13 protein-coding genes are annotated in these 14001 nt (G+C 47.9%); 7 read left to right on the top strand and 6 right to left on the bottom strand.

Annotated features, from left to right (window positions below):
* Positions 1 to 164 precede the first annotated feature (164 nt).
* Positions 165 to 2090, bottom strand: a complete 1926-nt coding sequence (locus ACFQPF_RS17625; protein WP_379751428.1) for an acyltransferase family protein — start codon at positions 2088 to 2090, stop codon at positions 165 to 167.
* A gap of 192 nt (positions 2091 to 2282) precedes the next feature.
* Here ACFQPF_RS17625 and ACFQPF_RS17620 point away from each other — a divergent pair, with 192 nt between their 5' ends.
* Positions 2283 to 2720, top strand: coding sequence for a hotdog fold thioesterase (locus ACFQPF_RS17620; RefSeq protein WP_379751426.1), 438 nt, complete (start codon positions 2283 to 2285; stop codon positions 2718 to 2720).
* A gap of 46 nt (positions 2721 to 2766) precedes the next feature.
* Here the strand turns inward: ACFQPF_RS17620 and ACFQPF_RS17615 are convergent, their stop codons facing one another.
* Positions 2767 to 3411, bottom strand: a complete 645-nt coding sequence (locus ACFQPF_RS17615; protein WP_379751424.1) for a C40 family peptidase — start codon at positions 3409 to 3411, stop codon at positions 2767 to 2769.
* Positions 3412 to 3640: 229 nt separating this feature from the next.
* Between ACFQPF_RS17615 and ACFQPF_RS17610 the strand changes: the two genes are divergently transcribed.
* Complete coding sequence (locus ACFQPF_RS17610; RefSeq protein WP_379751422.1) at positions 3641 to 4744, top strand: MBL fold metallo-hydrolase; 1104 nt, start codon at positions 3641 to 3643, stop codon at positions 4742 to 4744.
* A 77-nt stretch (positions 4745 to 4821) separates the two neighbouring features.
* On the opposite strand, the gene ACFQPF_RS17605 is transcribed toward ACFQPF_RS17610, so the two are convergent.
* Positions 4822 to 5958, bottom strand: a complete 1137-nt coding sequence (locus ACFQPF_RS17605) for an acyl-CoA dehydrogenase family protein (RefSeq protein WP_379751420.1) — start codon at positions 5956 to 5958, stop codon at positions 4822 to 4824.
* 91 nt (positions 5959 to 6049) lie between these two features.
* Between ACFQPF_RS17605 and ACFQPF_RS17600 the strand changes: the two genes are divergently transcribed.
* The 3 genes from ACFQPF_RS17600 (at position 6050) to ACFQPF_RS17590 (ending at position 7267) form a co-directional block, all read left to right on the top strand.
* A complete protein-coding gene (locus ACFQPF_RS17600; protein WP_379751418.1) occupies positions 6050 to 6556 on the top strand; it encodes a GNAT family N-acetyltransferase in 507 nt (168 codons plus the stop codon).
* Complete coding sequence (locus tag ACFQPF_RS17595; RefSeq protein WP_379751415.1) at positions 6553 to 6876, top strand: YnfA family protein; 324 nt, start codon at positions 6553 to 6555, stop codon at positions 6874 to 6876. Before ACFQPF_RS17600 ends, ACFQPF_RS17595 begins: the two co-directional genes overlap by 4 nt.
* A gap of 82 nt (positions 6877 to 6958) precedes the next feature.
* Positions 6959 to 7267: a putative quinol monooxygenase gene (locus tag ACFQPF_RS17590; protein WP_379751412.1), complete on the top strand. Its 309-nt coding sequence runs from the start codon at positions 6959 to 6961 to the stop codon at positions 7265 to 7267.
* Positions 7268 to 7348: 81 nt separating this feature from the next.
* On the opposite strand, the gene ACFQPF_RS17585 is transcribed toward ACFQPF_RS17590, so the two are convergent.
* The 3 genes from ACFQPF_RS17585 to ACFQPF_RS17575 all read right to left on the bottom strand — a co-directional run bounded on the left by ACFQPF_RS17585 (position 7349) and on the right by ACFQPF_RS17575 (position 12897).
* Complete coding sequence (locus ACFQPF_RS17585; RefSeq protein ID WP_379751410.1) at positions 7349 to 8683, bottom strand: aminotransferase family protein; 1335 nt, start codon at positions 8681 to 8683, stop codon at positions 7349 to 7351.
* Positions 8684 to 8820: 137 nt separating this feature from the next.
* Positions 8821 to 10215, bottom strand: a complete 1395-nt coding sequence (locus ACFQPF_RS17580) for a sigma-54 interaction domain-containing protein (protein ID WP_379751408.1) — start codon at positions 10213 to 10215, stop codon at positions 8821 to 8823.
* A gap of 1437 nt (positions 10216 to 11652) precedes the next feature.
* Complete coding sequence (locus ACFQPF_RS17575; protein WP_379751406.1) at positions 11653 to 12897, bottom strand: glutathionylspermidine synthase family protein; 1245 nt, start codon at positions 12895 to 12897, stop codon at positions 11653 to 11655.
* A gap of 56 nt (positions 12898 to 12953) precedes the next feature.
* Here ACFQPF_RS17575 and ACFQPF_RS17570 point away from each other — a divergent pair, with 56 nt between their 5' ends.
* A complete protein-coding gene (locus ACFQPF_RS17570; RefSeq protein WP_379751404.1) occupies positions 12954 to 13403 on the top strand; it encodes an RNA helicase in 450 nt (149 codons plus the stop codon).
* A gap of 27 nt (positions 13404 to 13430) precedes the next feature.
* Complete coding sequence (locus tag ACFQPF_RS17565; protein ID WP_379751402.1) at positions 13431 to 13955, top strand: DinB family protein; 525 nt, start codon at positions 13431 to 13433, stop codon at positions 13953 to 13955.
* Positions 13956 to 14001: the final 46 nt, after the last annotated feature.

The following is a 14001-nucleotide window of genomic DNA, read 5'->3' as shown; positions in this document are numbered from 1 at the left end:
TAAGCTTTTAAGTATGGTTTAGAAGACATCGCATAGGATTTTTTCTATATTTTAACATATAATGTGTGCCTTTTTGCTGATGATACAAAAATAGCCAGAACGCAGGATGCATTCTGGCTTCGTTTCGTTGTTGCCTGTCTTTTTTTAAAAATGAACAGAAAAAGCTAGTTCGTCACATTAATCAGCTCTTCTGTTATGAGAGCCGAGTATGCTTTTGCACCGGTCTGGGTGAGATGGACACCGTCGCCTGCAAAGTATTCAGCATGTGCGGCGCTCGCGTTGTACCAGTCCACGAGTGTGACATTATCACGCTCGGCAGCAGACTCGCTCAGCACGTCATTGACGACAGTCTGCCAAGGACGGGGTACACGGACGTTCACAAGCAAAATCTCTTTGTCCTCTCCGATCAAGTCGAGTACTTCGTCAAGCTGCTCTTTATCAAACGGCCCATTCGTCCCAAGCTCCACTACCACATACGGATGCAGCTGTCCGGAGCTTTTGAGCTGATTGAAAATAGCGTACGCCTCTTCCATCTGCCTGCCGACCTTACCGTCCGCTTTCAGATGAGGATATTCGACTTCTAAATATGGCTTGGCCGCAATCATGACCGAGTCTCCTACCATAGTGATCTTGGCGTCTTTGTTCACCGGCTTCTCTGGCTTTGGTGGAGGTGGCGGCGTAGATGATGGTGCCCGTTCCTCGGGACGCTCTTTCTCACGCGGAGGCTCGGGCTTTATTTCTTGAACAGGCTTTTCTGGTTTTTCAGGCTCTGACGGCTTCATGGCCGGCACTTCTTTATCTTCAATGGTGCCGATCAGCGGCAATGTCATCGGATCCGATGCTTTAACGATTCGGTCTGATACGACACCGAGTGTAGAGATGACGCACAGCATGAGGATGATTCCGCTAACGGTCACGAACTTCGTGTAAACCCCTAGCTTGCCGCGCCACTCTCCACGGCGCATCATATCCCACGTTCTCGTAATGGCGCCGTTTCGTATCGGCATTTCAACGAACGTGTATGATAATGCCGATAGAAATAGAATGAGAGTCACCTGAAAAATAATGCGGACCGGCTCGATTCCCCCGACATTAACAGTTGGCGTGGAAAGCGCGATAACAGGAAAGTGCCAAAGATAAATGCCGTATGAACGGAGTCCAATCCATTTTAGCGGCTGCAGACTGAGCACTTTATTAAGCGTGCTGGACGGGTGCGCGACGGCTCCAACAAGAACAGCTGAAGCGATGGAAAGAATGACCATCCCGCCCTGATACAAGAAGTCCTGGTACTGGTTCGTCTGCCAGATCATGTACAGGATGACGGCGAGTGCGGCAGTTCCGATCACATCCATCGATAGGCGTGCTGATAACGGCGTGTGCTGTGACAATTTCCGGCTCGGCCAGATCATGGCGAGCGCCGCTCCGATCAGAAGCGAGAACGCCCGTGTGTCTGTCCCGTAATAGATTCGGCTCGGGTCTGCTCCAGGTTCATAAAGCGCCGCCATGGCCAATGCAGATATAGTGGCAAGCATGACGGTATACAGAAATACGAGGCGTTTTGGCAATTTTAACAATAAGCCGATAAACAGCGGCCATATAATATAAAATTGTTCTTCCACTGCTAGTGACCAGAAATGCGTCAGCAAAGAGGTGATGCCAAAGCTTTCAAAATAAGAGAGTTCCTGAAACACGTAATACCAGTTGCTGATATAAAATATTGCGGCGAGCGAATCTTCCCAAAGCTTCGTTAAAAGCGAAGGCCTGAAGAGTGTGACAAACGACATGACGACAAGCAGCATTGTAAACATGCCTGGCAGCAGCCTGCGCGCCCTTCGAATCCAAAACCGTTTTAAATCAATTGTCCCATTATTGTTATATTCCGATATTAATAAATCTGTAATTAAATAGCCTGAGAGTACGAAGAAAACCGTTACTCCGAGTAGTCCGCCGGATGCCCATTGAAAGTTCAAGTGGTAGGCGATGACTGCGAGTACAGCTATGGCTCTTATACCATCTAGTCCAGTTATGTATCGGGGCTTTTCTGCCGTGCTTTGCAGGCTTACCATCTTTCTAGCCCGTTTATCTTTCATAGCTGCATTCCTTTCTTAATATCATTCTCTTATGTTACCAAAATTTCAAGGGAAAATGCAGTACCGTATCTACTATTTTGTCTACATATTGTCCATTTTTTTGTTCCCGTTTAATGGTAGGCGTACACCTTGGAAAAGGTTTCTTTTTTTTAACCGAGAATACTACATACATCAAAGCTGCTGGAGGACAAAATGGACAATAAAGATTTGGAAATGCACGAAAAGCATGTGGAAGAAATCACTTCTTTGTTTGAAAACGAACCGTACGCTTCTTTCCTTGGCATAAAACTCGTTTCTCTCGGCCCCGGTACGGCGGTTGCCGAAGTCGCTGTGCAAAAGCATATGCTGAACTCGCACGGAACCGCTCATGGCGCGGTTATATTCGCACTCGCCGATTATGCGTTTGCCGCAGCATGCAACTCGTACGGCCGCACATCTGTCGGCCTGAACACGGTCGTGAACTTCATGTCACCAGGAAAATGCGGTGCGGTATTGCGCGCTGTTGCAGAAGAAGAGAAGCGCAATCACCGGACAGCCTGGTATCGGATCCGGGTAGAGAGCGAGGGCGAGCTCATCGCGTCAATGGAAGCGATGAGCTACCGCAAGAGCGAGTATTTTGTCGGCCTGTAAAATCAGAAAAAAAGAGCATCCTTTTTCGATGCTCTTTTCCTATTGTCTAGCGATATCGTTTTGCGCCCACATACCTCTCAGACCAGTATGAGCTGTCCATCTCGGCGGTTGTGACGCCGTTTGATGATCCACTGTGCATGAACTGCCCGTTGCCGATATATACACCGGCATGGCTCGGTCCGCCGCCGTCAATATCATAAAATACAATATCACCAACCGCTGGTGTACTCACCTTCGTTCCTGTTCCGTACATGTCCTTCACCGTTCGCGGCAGATCAATTCCTGCCGCTTCATCAAATATGTAATTCAAGTACCCGCTGCAATCAAAGCCATCCGGCGACTCGCCGCCCCATTCGTACGGGGTGCCTTCGTATTTCTTGGCTGTCTTCACGATCGCTTCTTTACTGAACACCCCAAGTGCCTTATATGTCTGCATGCCTGTCACACCGTCCACCGCGAGTCCTTTGTCGCGCTGAAACTCCTTAACAGCTTTCGTTGTGTATGTACCGTAATACTCTGTTGTGCTGCTATATGTAAAATAACCTTTTTTCTTTAATATCTCCTGCAGATCTTGAACGTCAGCGTGCTCCATCTCCTGCTTCAGCGTCTGATCCCCAAGCGCTGCATAGCCTATCTGTGGCGTCATCGCGATAAACCCTGCTGCAATCAATCCAGCTGTAAACTTCTTCAAAACATCCTCTCCTGTTCCCATTAGATTTACCCGCTCATTCTAACAGCCCCACATAACAAAACCGTATTAAAAAAGTTACAGCAGGATAACATTTTAAAGAAAACCAAAGATGGGGGTCCGGTACTATTTCCGAATACCTACACAATGACAACCGAAGCACGTAAATAGTACCGGACCCCTAAAAAGGTGTATGATATTGTCAAATACGTTCGTGAAAGAGGATGCATGTATGGCAAGTATAGTTATTTCAGCAGCTGTCATCATTTTGGCAGTGTTTCTGTTTTTTCGTTATTTTCCTGCCTTTGGAGGAAGACCATCTGAAGCGGTGCTGAAGCGTATGCACGCTTCGACACACTTTGACGGTAAGGTTTTTCAGAATACGATCCCGACCTCCATGGATATGAACGGAAAGGATATTCTCTCCATGCTGCAGGATTATGCAAAAGGCAATCCGAGGCGCAAACCAGTGGTACCTGTTCCTGTCGTTCCTTTCCGATTTGGACAGCCTCTCGGCACTGATGAGGCACGTGTGACGTGGCTCGGGCATTCTGCTTTCATATTAGAGATGGAGGGCAAGACGCTGCTCGTTGATCCGATGCTCGGCAGTGCGCCCACTCCCTTTCCATGGTTCGGCAACAAACGCTTCAGCAAACAGCTGCCTTTTGAAATGGAACAGCTGCCTGAGGTCGATGCGATTGTTTTTTCACACGATCATTACGATCACCTCGATTATCATTCGTTTCAGAAATTAAAACACAAGGCGCGGCGGTTTATTGTGCCGCTCGGTGTCGGCAGCCACCTCGAACGGTGGGGCGCAGACCCGTCATTGATATCAGAGCATGATTGGCATAACACCGTGGAGTTTAACGGCATAAAACTAATTTGTGCACCTGCGCGCCACTTTTCCGGGCGCAGTCTGACAGACCGCAACACGACGTTATGGTGCTCCTGGGCGTTTATTGGCCAGCATAACAAAATCTTCTATAGCGGTGACAGCGGTTACGGTCCTCATTTTAAAGAAATTGGCGACTCATACGGTCCGTTCGACTTGACGCTCATGGAATGCGGACAGTACGACACACGCTGGGCGTCCATTCATATGATGCCTGAAGAAACGGTGCAGGCGCATATGGATGTGAAAGGTCGTACCTTGATTCCCGTGCATTGGGGAGCATTCATCCTGTCGTTTCATGACTGGAACGATCCCGTTAAGCGGGCGTGGAAGGCTTCGAAAGAAAACGGGGTTCACATCACTGTTCCTAAAATCGGGGAAACGGTCACTGTTGGCGAGACAGCTCATCACTCTCATTCAGAGGAATGGTGGAGAGAATAAGCAATCGGGGTCCGGTACTTTTTCCCGCCATGTCAGTGTTTACACTGGTTGAGCGGAAAACGTACCGGACCCCTCTATTATTCTAGTGCTTCTTTCGCGTACATCGCTATGACGGAGTCGTCCATCGGCGGGTTGTGCAGCCCTGCACGGACGTCACGATAATAGCGCTGCAGCGGATTATCGCGCTGCAAGCTCCTCGCCCCCACTACCCTCATCGCCTTATCAACGATCGAGATCGCGGCGTTCGTTACGCAATATTTTACAGCGCCCATCTCTTTTAATAGACCATGGTCACCAGTCTTCTCCCATTTCTCTGCGACAGAATAAAGAAAATGACGTGCTTGTGACAGCTCAATGTCCATTTCACCGATCAGCCGCTTTACATTTGGCAGCTGTCCGATTGGTCCTTCTAAGCTGTTAGGGGAGTACGATTTAGCAAATTGCACCGCTTCGTTTCGTGCTGCACCTGCCATTCCAATGTATGTGGCGGGAATATGCAGCAGCCAGCCAGACTTTTTCGTCCTGCTCTCGGAATATTCCACAAGATCGTCTGCCGCCAGCAAGACGTCTTTTAGCACAAGATCATGGCTCCCCGTACCTTGCATCGCGATCATATCCCACGTTTCATCAATGAAAACTCCCGGCGTATCACGTTTTACATAGAACCAGCCAACTTTTTCTTCTTTTTCTATCCACGCACTTACGAGAAAAATATCGAGAACAGGGGCGAGTGTCGTAAACGTTTTCCGTCCGTTCAGCACCCATCCGCCGTTTTTATGGGCGGCCGTTGTCCCAGGCCTGCCGCCACGTGTCGGACTTCCCGTCTGCGGTTCGGTTGCCGCGCGGTTGACGAGCGCGCCTTGCGCAACCGCCTCAAATAACGTGTGCAGCTTCCTTTTTTCCCATTGCTGCTTTTCTGCTATTTCAAGTACAATGCCGACATGCCAGCCAATTGACAGCGCAGTCGCTCCGCAATAACGCGCGATCGTTTCCTGACAAAGCAAGTAATCCATCAGCGTGCCGCCGCCTCCGCCATATTCCTTTGGCAGCGTCCGTTTTGTATAACCCAACTTTTTTAGTTTTTCTATATTTTGAAAAGGAAAGCTTCCCGTTTCATCCAGCTCGGCTGCACGGTCTGCAAAATGCTGCACCGCTTTTTCGAGCTGCTGGATATACTCTTTTTGTTGATCAGATGTAAAAAAAGACAAGTGCATCAGCTCCTTAAACCATTTATGCTGTTATTAGAACATCATACCCTAATTTCAGGCATTGCCTGTCATATGGAGCCTTTTGGAGGAGCGTTATATGGACTATATCGTACGTGAAGCACAAAAAGATGATGCAGAGAGAATCATCAATTTTTATAATATTGTCGGGGGTGAAAGTGATTATCTATCGTTTGGCAAAAACGAGTTTCAGCGCGACGCAGTCGAATATGGAGACTACTTAGAAACGGTGCGCGGCGAGGACAACTCGATTATTCTGCTTGCTCTTGTTGGTGAAAAGATTATCAGCATTGCAACGATAACCTCAAGCCAAAGAGCACGGTCGAAGCATGTTGGCACCCTCGGCATCGTCGTTTCCAAAGAGTATAAAGGGAAAGGCATCGGCAAGAGATTGATGAAGGAACTGATTCAGTGGGCTTCACAGAACGGTATCACGAAAAAAATCTCACTCGTCACGCGTCAGGATAACGAAAACGCGATCGCGCTGTATAAACAGCTCGGCTTTAAGAAAGAAGGCTTGTCTGAGCGGGATACATTTATTGATGGAATCTATTATCATACCCTTTCTATGGCGCTGTTCTTATGATGACGTTTCTTCTGTTCCTGCTGGCAGGTCTTGCCGAGATCGGCGGAGGCTATTTGATCTGGCTTTGGCTTCGAGAAGGAAAGCCCTCAATATATGGATTGCTGGGCGGTGTGATACTCGCTTTATATGGCGTGATCGCGACGCTGCAAGCTTTTCCGACATTCGGCCGTGTTTATGCGGCATACGGTGGTGTGTTCATCTTACTATCATTGCTGTGGAGCTGGGGTGTTGACCGGAAAATGCCCGACACATACGACTGGATCGGCACCATCATCTGCCTTGTGGGAGTGGGGGTTATTCTGTTTGCCCCTCGCGCATAAGGAAGTTGATCAACCGTTGAATAAAGGTCTATATCGCCTCTACAGCGAATGGAATACCTATAAATGTAAACGGAGGTGCTGAATGATGTATGGATTGTATGGAAAGCTGACAGCGTATGAAGGAAAGCGGGATGAGCTGGCGGCTGTATTATTAGAAGCCGCTCAATCAATGGAAGCTGTGGATCATTGTTTTCTGTACGTCGTGAACGTCTCAGAAACAGAACCGGATGCTGTCTTCATTTATGAAGTCTGGCGCGACCAAAGCGCTCACCAAGCATCGCTTCAGTTGGATTCCGTGAAGACGCTCATCCAGAACGGCAAGCCGCTAATCGCCGGGATGGAGCGAATGAGCATCTTGAATCCGATTGGCGGCAAAGGGCTAAGCAAATAAAAACCGGGGTCCGGTACACTTTTTCCAAAAACAGCGAAGTGGTGCATGCTGATGGAAAAAGGTACCGGACCCCGACTATGTTTACTGCGTTGCAGCCGTAGGAATTCCTGTTTCAACAGCTTCGATTGCATCGTTTAGTATGCTGATCAATTCGTTCATCTCTTCGCTGTTAATGACGAGCGGCGGTGCGAAGACGAGTGTGTCTTGCCCGTCAAACACGACAGAACGGCAGATAAGACCTCGTTTCGCCGCTTCTGCTACCACTTTTGGCGCGAACGGCTCTGCAAAGCGCTCTTTCGTCTCTTTATTTTTCACGATTTCCACTGCACCCATTAGTCCGAGGCCTCTAACATCTCCAACAATGCTGCGCAGTGACTGAATCTTTTGGAAGCCTTTGAGCATTTCCTCGCCCATCACACGCGCGTTATTGATCAAATTTTCACGTTCGAGGATCTCGAGGTTTTTCAGCGCGACTGCACACGCCGTCGGATGGCCGCTGTACGTGTAGCCATGCAGCAGCGTGCCTTCAGACAGCTGCTTAAAATCGTTGTGCATGTTCTCTGAAATCATCACTCCGCCAAGCTGCGCGTACCCGCTCGATACGCCTTTGGCAAAGCACATCATATCAGGCGCCACACCATAATGGTCCACGCCGAAATATGTGCCCGTTCTGCCAAAACCGGTGATTACTTCGTCCGTGATAAAAAGGATGCCATACTCATCACAGATGCTGCGGATTTCTTTAAAATAGCCATCTGGCGCGATGTGAAGCCCGCCTGCACCTTGAACCGGTTCTGCGATATACGCCGCAACCGTCTCCGGTCCTTCCCGCTCGATCATTTGGCGAAGCGCCTCGGGTGAGAAATGATCCACATAACAAAAGTCTGGCGCGAGTGAGTTCGTGAAATCGCGGAAGGGCTTCAACCCCGTCGCGCTCGTTGCTCCGACAGCTACGCCATGATACGACTGCGACCGCGAAATGATTTTCTTGCGCTTTGGCTGCCCTTTTAACATCCAATAATGCCGTGCTAGCTTATATGCCGTATCGTTCGATTCGGATCCTCCAGACGTGAAGAACGTCGCGCTCAGATTGCCTGGTGCGATTTCAGCGAGCTTCGCGGCAAGCTGAATTGCCGGTTCATTGCTGAATGTGGCAAAACACGAGCTGTAGCCTAGGGTCTTCATTTGTTCGTATGCGGTCTGTGCGATCTCCTCGCGGCCGTGTCCAATGTTCACGTTCCACAGTGAGCTCATACCATCGATTACGGTTCTCCCTTTTATGTCAGTAAGACGGACACCTTTCCCTTTTGTGAAAATAAAATCCGGTCCTGTTGCTTGCTGCTGTTTTATTGAAGTGGTCGGATGCAGAAAATGCTTCTGATCCAAACTTGCTAGCTGTTCATGTTGATTTTCCATTATCATCACCCTTTATCTATGAATAAGAACTCACTATGTATCTATGCAAGTATCGTGCCACTTCATAACGTATCGTTTTAAGCTGTTTTAATTCATAAATGACTCAAAACAAGATAGTTTGAGTCATTTTTGAATAATTAAATCGTTTTTGAATTAATACGGTATTTTTTAAGCCGACGCACGACAGTCGGCTGGCTCATGCCAAGATATTCAGCCATCTCATAGGTGGATCGACAATCGCGAAACGCACGGATGAGCCAGCTTTTTTCAACCGTCTCTAACGATTCTTGGAGGGTCGACATTGCCACGGTCTCATCGGTACGCTGCTTTGCTTTTTGTGTTTTTTGCATAGCAGGCAGGTCCTTCCCTTTAATCAAGGTTTCATCAACCGTTACGACCATTCGTTCAATGAGGTTTTCCAGTTCTCTGACGTTGCCTGGCCAACTGTATGCGATTAGTTCATCTACAGCGCTCACATGAAAAGATTTCCTCGTCCCATACTTGACGTTGAATTTCTCCAAAAAGTACGCAATGAAGTGCAAAATGTCTTCTTTACGCTCCCGAAGAGGGGGGAGGGTAATCGGCACAACATTTAGACGGTAATAAAGATCATCCCGAAACATCCGTTGCTTGACCATCGATTCCAAGTCTCGATTTGTTGCAGCAACTACTCGGAAATCGACTGTACGGCTCTTGCTGCCGCCCATTCTTGTCACTTTCTTCTCTTGCAGCACTTTAAGCAATTTCACCTGTATCGCCATAGGCAGTTCGCCTACTTCATCAAGAAATAAGGTTCCTTTGTCAGCCAGTTCGATCAGCCCCGGTTTTCCCTTCGTGCTTGCTCCTGTAAAGGCACCCGGCTCATACCCGAACATTTCCGATTCGAAAAGTGTTGGTGGAATTGCACCGCAATTCACTTCGATAAGCGGCCCTGTCCTTCTGCTGCCTCCGTGATGAAGTGCTCTTGCTGCTACATTTTTTCCTGTACCCGATTCTCCTTCAAGCACGACAGCAGCATCGCTGTTTGCCACCCTTTTCACCATATCCCAAACATTCTGCATGTGCTTGCTCTTGATCACGACGCCATCCTTCAACGTTTGCTGATTCCGAAGCTGCTGCATTTCTGCCTCATAACGCTTCATCTTATGCTGCAGCACTTCATACTGCATTTTCAGTTCCTCGATCTCGGTCATGTCATGAGAAAAGCTGATGACTCTTATAATTTTCCTATCTTGATCAAAAAGAGGGATGCCTTGAGTCATGATTACCTTTCCGGTGCCGGTTTGCTGCATAAACCTCACAGGCTCTTTTTTCTCCAGCACTTCTAAGGTAACAGAAGGATTAAAGATTTTCTGCTTCTCCAGCTCTTTGACGGATTTACCAACCAGGTCGGCTGATGGAATACCGTACATTTCCTCGCTGTTTTTTACAGCGCGGAGAATCACTCCACTTCCATCCGTAACGATAATGTTTTCGCTCGAAGCATTGATAATGGCTTCAATCTCGAGCTCTAATACCTCTATAGGGTTCATCCTGTTTCCCACCTCCTTACGCAATAGTCTAAATAGTATCATTATTATAACAAATCCCTGTCGGGGTCCGGTACCTTTTCCCGTCGCCCTCCGTCATTGCTGATGTTAACGAAAACGGTACCGGACCCCGGTTATGTAAACAAATAAAGGCGCCGGATCTATGTGTACTGTACATAGCCGACGCCTTATTTTAGTTCTTCATTATTCACTTATACATTTTCCCTTTCTTACTGTTGCACATGCACTTGCATTTAATTAACTGACTAGCATTTAATCATTTGCCTTGCACTCTACAGTTTATTATCCTTTTTCCAGTCCCCGCATGCACACATGCTGCGAAAATAGTTTTCACCAGCTATTTTCCTCTGCAACACGATCATTAGCATGCTTCGCTTACACAAGTCATTGGAATCATCTCCCTTATAAAATATAAGTTTAATGACACTATCGCGTGTTTCCCCGCATACCCACACATCTCGTAATCGGCTGTCACGGACCGTCTACTAACTGGATGTGATGTTAGTATGCTTCGCTTGCCTGTTTCACTGGAATCACGCCTTTCTTGTTAAGAATGGGTGGTAGTTTCGTTAACGTTATATTAACTGAAAGTAAATATTATTAAAATATTCAGAATAATCAATTTATAGCCGCATGAGGTGATTTGGGCAGGATATCTCTATCATTCTTTCTTTTTCCTACAATTTCATGCTTTTTCTTCTTATTTCAACATTTTAATTATTTATCATTAAGTGTTTTTTAGAATTCTAAGAAGTAGTCGATTTCCGTTTCAGGCGCACGCTTTCCGCGGGGGGATGGCGAAAAGCGCGGGTGGGCTCGTCCAGCCCCGACAAGCAAATGAGAAAGGGACCGAGAAGATCGCTTTTTGACTTATTGGGAACTGGCTCATTTGACTTCGAGGGGCTAGCCACCGCAGCTGGACAAACCGAAAAGCGGAGGCGGCTCGTTTAGTCCCGACCAGCAGAAGGTGAAGGGGCAAGTAAGGCGCTCTTTGCCTTCCTGGACCATTCATCCTTCTGACTCGAGGGACTAGCCGCCGTAGCTGGACAAACCGAAATGTGGAGGCGGCTCGTTCAGTCCCGACCAGCAGAAGGTGAAGGGGCAAGTAAGGCGCTCTTTGCCTTACTGGACCATTCATCCTTCTGACTCGAGGGACTAGCCGCCGCAGCTGGACAAGGTGAGCCCCTACGCTTTCCAAGCGCCTTTGGAAGGTCTCACCTGTCTCACTCCCACTCGCTGGAGTCGGCGCCTTACACTACACTCAACTTAGTCTAAGAAGTATTCACAGTGTTAAAGAGTTAAAGAATTAAGATGGCATAGTTGTTGAGGTACTTTTTGATAATACATTTGGGGTCCGGTACGTTTTCTTGTATTTCCTAAAGTGGTGCATGGTTGCGTAAACCGGTACCGGACCCCGGTTTATAGGTTTTTTATTCCCGCCGGCAAAAAGTAGGAGAGGTTGTCGGTGATGCGGCTGCCGACTCGGAAGCCGAATGCGCTGGCTTTTCCGTTGATCAGGAATATACCGGACATGAGGTGTCCTTCTTTTTCGCCTTGTTCTGTCATAAATGTGGTTTTGGGCAGCTCGGCATATTTTTGGTACACATATAAATAGTCTTTGTAGCTTTTATTTTTATCTTCTTCTACTAGCGTACCGGACCCGTCAAATATTTCCACTGTATCTCCTTCGCGGCCGAAGACGGGCTTCTTCACGTAGCTTTCGCCGTTTGCTATCAAAATGTCGGGTTCGAGGTAGGTCGGCAGGAAGCATTGGCCAATCCATTCGTGCTCTTCTTCTGTAAAGAACGGCGAGTGTTCTTCGTGCAGTCCCCAGATGACGGCCATGACGGCTTTACTTTGCAAAAGAAAGGCCGATGGCGGGTTGATGACAGCGAGCTTTCCGTCAATGACGAGCTGCATGAGCTGCAAGCCGACGTTCTCCCCTGTGTCCGGGTCGACATCTTTTATGAGTGACTCGACCGGAAACGTTTGGCGGTACAGAACATCGATTTTACGGCCAGCACTGTCGAACAGCCCGACGCCGGCAACAATCCGAAGATCCTTTAATGCCACGTATTCAGACGGCATTCCAGCAAGAGATTTCAAGTACAGCACGGTGTTGCGGTCTTCTTCATTATCTTCATGCGACGTAAATACAATGTACGGTGCATGACTCGTCCCGAGGCTGCGGTAGGCGTTCAAGACAGCGGAACGAACGGCTTTTTTCAACACCGCCTCTTCCCCTTCATTCGGATCCGACACACCAAATTCATCACACATTTTTCCAGTTACAGAAAAGCATTCATAAATGAACGTCGGGGTGTCGCTGTTGAGCTCCATCACTTTAGGCGCACCATCTACTTCTACGGCATCCAGTCTGCCGATGACTGTTTTCGGCAACAGACTTTTACAGCGTATGTATGGCAGTGTTTCGCTTGGAAATCCGAGCTGCAGCAGTGTTTCATCTGCCACAAGATCGGATGACAGCAACTCATGCGTTTTGAAAAAAATGGCACCGGCACGATCGCCGAACTCTTGCAAGCTTGCAGCATATTCCTCTGTTATCTGGTGCACGCCGTAAAGCGAATACTCCTGGCCGTACATGTTCGCCCAATAATTGGGCAGCTGATTAAAAAAGGCTTCACGTTTTACTTTATATTCCACATTGGACCCTCCGCACTGGTATGATAGATACAGTATACCTCAGGGAGGACAGGACATTGAAATTAACGTATTACATTCAGCGCGGTGAAAATTTTGAAGGCTTCTTAACGTACTCCGTTCCGGAAAACCTGCACGAGGACGAAATGTACGCGCGGCAGCTGTGCCATTATTTTGTCGTGAAAGGCAAAGAATATATGCTGAAGGCGAATGAAATGGCGGGCAATGAAGAGGTGCTCGTGCTTGAGGAAAAAGGAGAAGCGCGCCGTTTCTCTGATGAAAAGAATTACAAAGGAAAAGGCGTGCACATCGAGTTTCGTGAATACCGCGAAAACGGTGATATGCGGCTTATCCGCACACTCCCGCTCGCCACGCATTGGGAAGCGATCCGCTACCTTTTAAAAGATGTGATCGACATCCCGAGCATTGGACAGTTTTTGCGGGACTCAACAGAAATTGATGAAGACCGCGGCGTTTATGTGATTTATCTTGGAAAGATGGTGCTGTAAACAACCTGTTGAAAAGGAGCAGTGGCTATGAACTTTAATCTGAAAGAAGCCATAGAAGTTTTAAAACGCACACCGCAAACGCTTGATTATTTCCTTTCCGGTTTGTCAGACAGCTGGCTGCAGGCGGACGAAGGCGAGGGAACGTGGAACGCGGCTGAGGTAATCGACCATTTAATTGAATGCGAGAAAACGAACTTTATTCCTAGAATAGAAGCTATCTTGCAGGAAGGCGGACCGCACCGCTTTCCGCCATTCGACCGATTTGCTCATATCACGAACAAAACAGATGAACCTTTTCATATCAGGGTCTTGGAATTCAAAAACCTGCGCGCCGCCAACCTTGAAAAGCTTCAAAGTCTGGTAGATTCCGAGGATCATTTTGAACGGACCGGTATTCACCCTGAATTTGGTGAAGTGAAACTTAGAGAGCTGCTTTCCACATGGGTCGTTCACGATTTGACGCACATTTCACAGATTACGAGGATCATGGCGAAGCATTACGAACAGGACATCGGGCATTGGCGACAGTACATCCGTTTTTTTAACAACTAACACATGAGAAAAGCTGTGTAAGGGAGCTCGTTCCCCATACGCAGCT

It is taken from the genome of Fictibacillus iocasae (assembly GCF_042665465.1).
GTDB classification, from domain to species: Bacteria; Bacillota; Bacilli; order Bacillales; family Fictibacillaceae; genus Fictibacillus; species Fictibacillus iocasae.
This window is presented reverse-complemented; position numbering and strand designations above follow the sequence as displayed.

Coding starts and splice junctions, on each gene's coding strand:
- ACFQPF_RS17605 (WP_379751420.1), bottom strand. CDS start 5,958: ATGCACTTGTCTTTTTTTACATCTGATCAACAAAAAGAGTATATCCAG.
- ACFQPF_RS17580 (WP_379751408.1), bottom strand. CDS start 10,215: ATGAACCCTATAGAGGTATTAGAGCTCGAGATTGAAGCCATTATCAAT.
- ACFQPF_RS17620 (WP_379751426.1), top strand. CDS start 2,283: ATGGACAATAAAGATTTGGAAATGCACGAAAAGCATGTGGAAGAAATC.
- ACFQPF_RS17585 (WP_379751410.1), bottom strand. CDS start 8,683: ATGGAAAATCAACATGAACAGCTAGCAAGTTTGGATCAGAAGCATTTT.
- ACFQPF_RS17565 (WP_379751402.1), top strand. CDS start 13,431: ATGAACTTTAATCTGAAAGAAGCCATAGAAGTTTTAAAACGCACACCG.
- ACFQPF_RS17595 (WP_379751415.1), top strand. CDS start 6,553: ATGATGACGTTTCTTCTGTTCCTGCTGGCAGGTCTTGCCGAGATCGGC.
- ACFQPF_RS17590 (WP_379751412.1), top strand. CDS start 6,959: ATGATGTATGGATTGTATGGAAAGCTGACAGCGTATGAAGGAAAGCGG.
- ACFQPF_RS17600 (WP_379751418.1), top strand. CDS start 6,050: ATGGACTATATCGTACGTGAAGCACAAAAAGATGATGCAGAGAGAATC.
- ACFQPF_RS17610 (WP_379751422.1), top strand. CDS start 3,641: ATGGCAAGTATAGTTATTTCAGCAGCTGTCATCATTTTGGCAGTGTTT.
- ACFQPF_RS17625 (WP_379751428.1), bottom strand. CDS start 2,090: ATGAAAGATAAACGGGCTAGAAAGATGGTAAGCCTGCAAAGCACGGCA.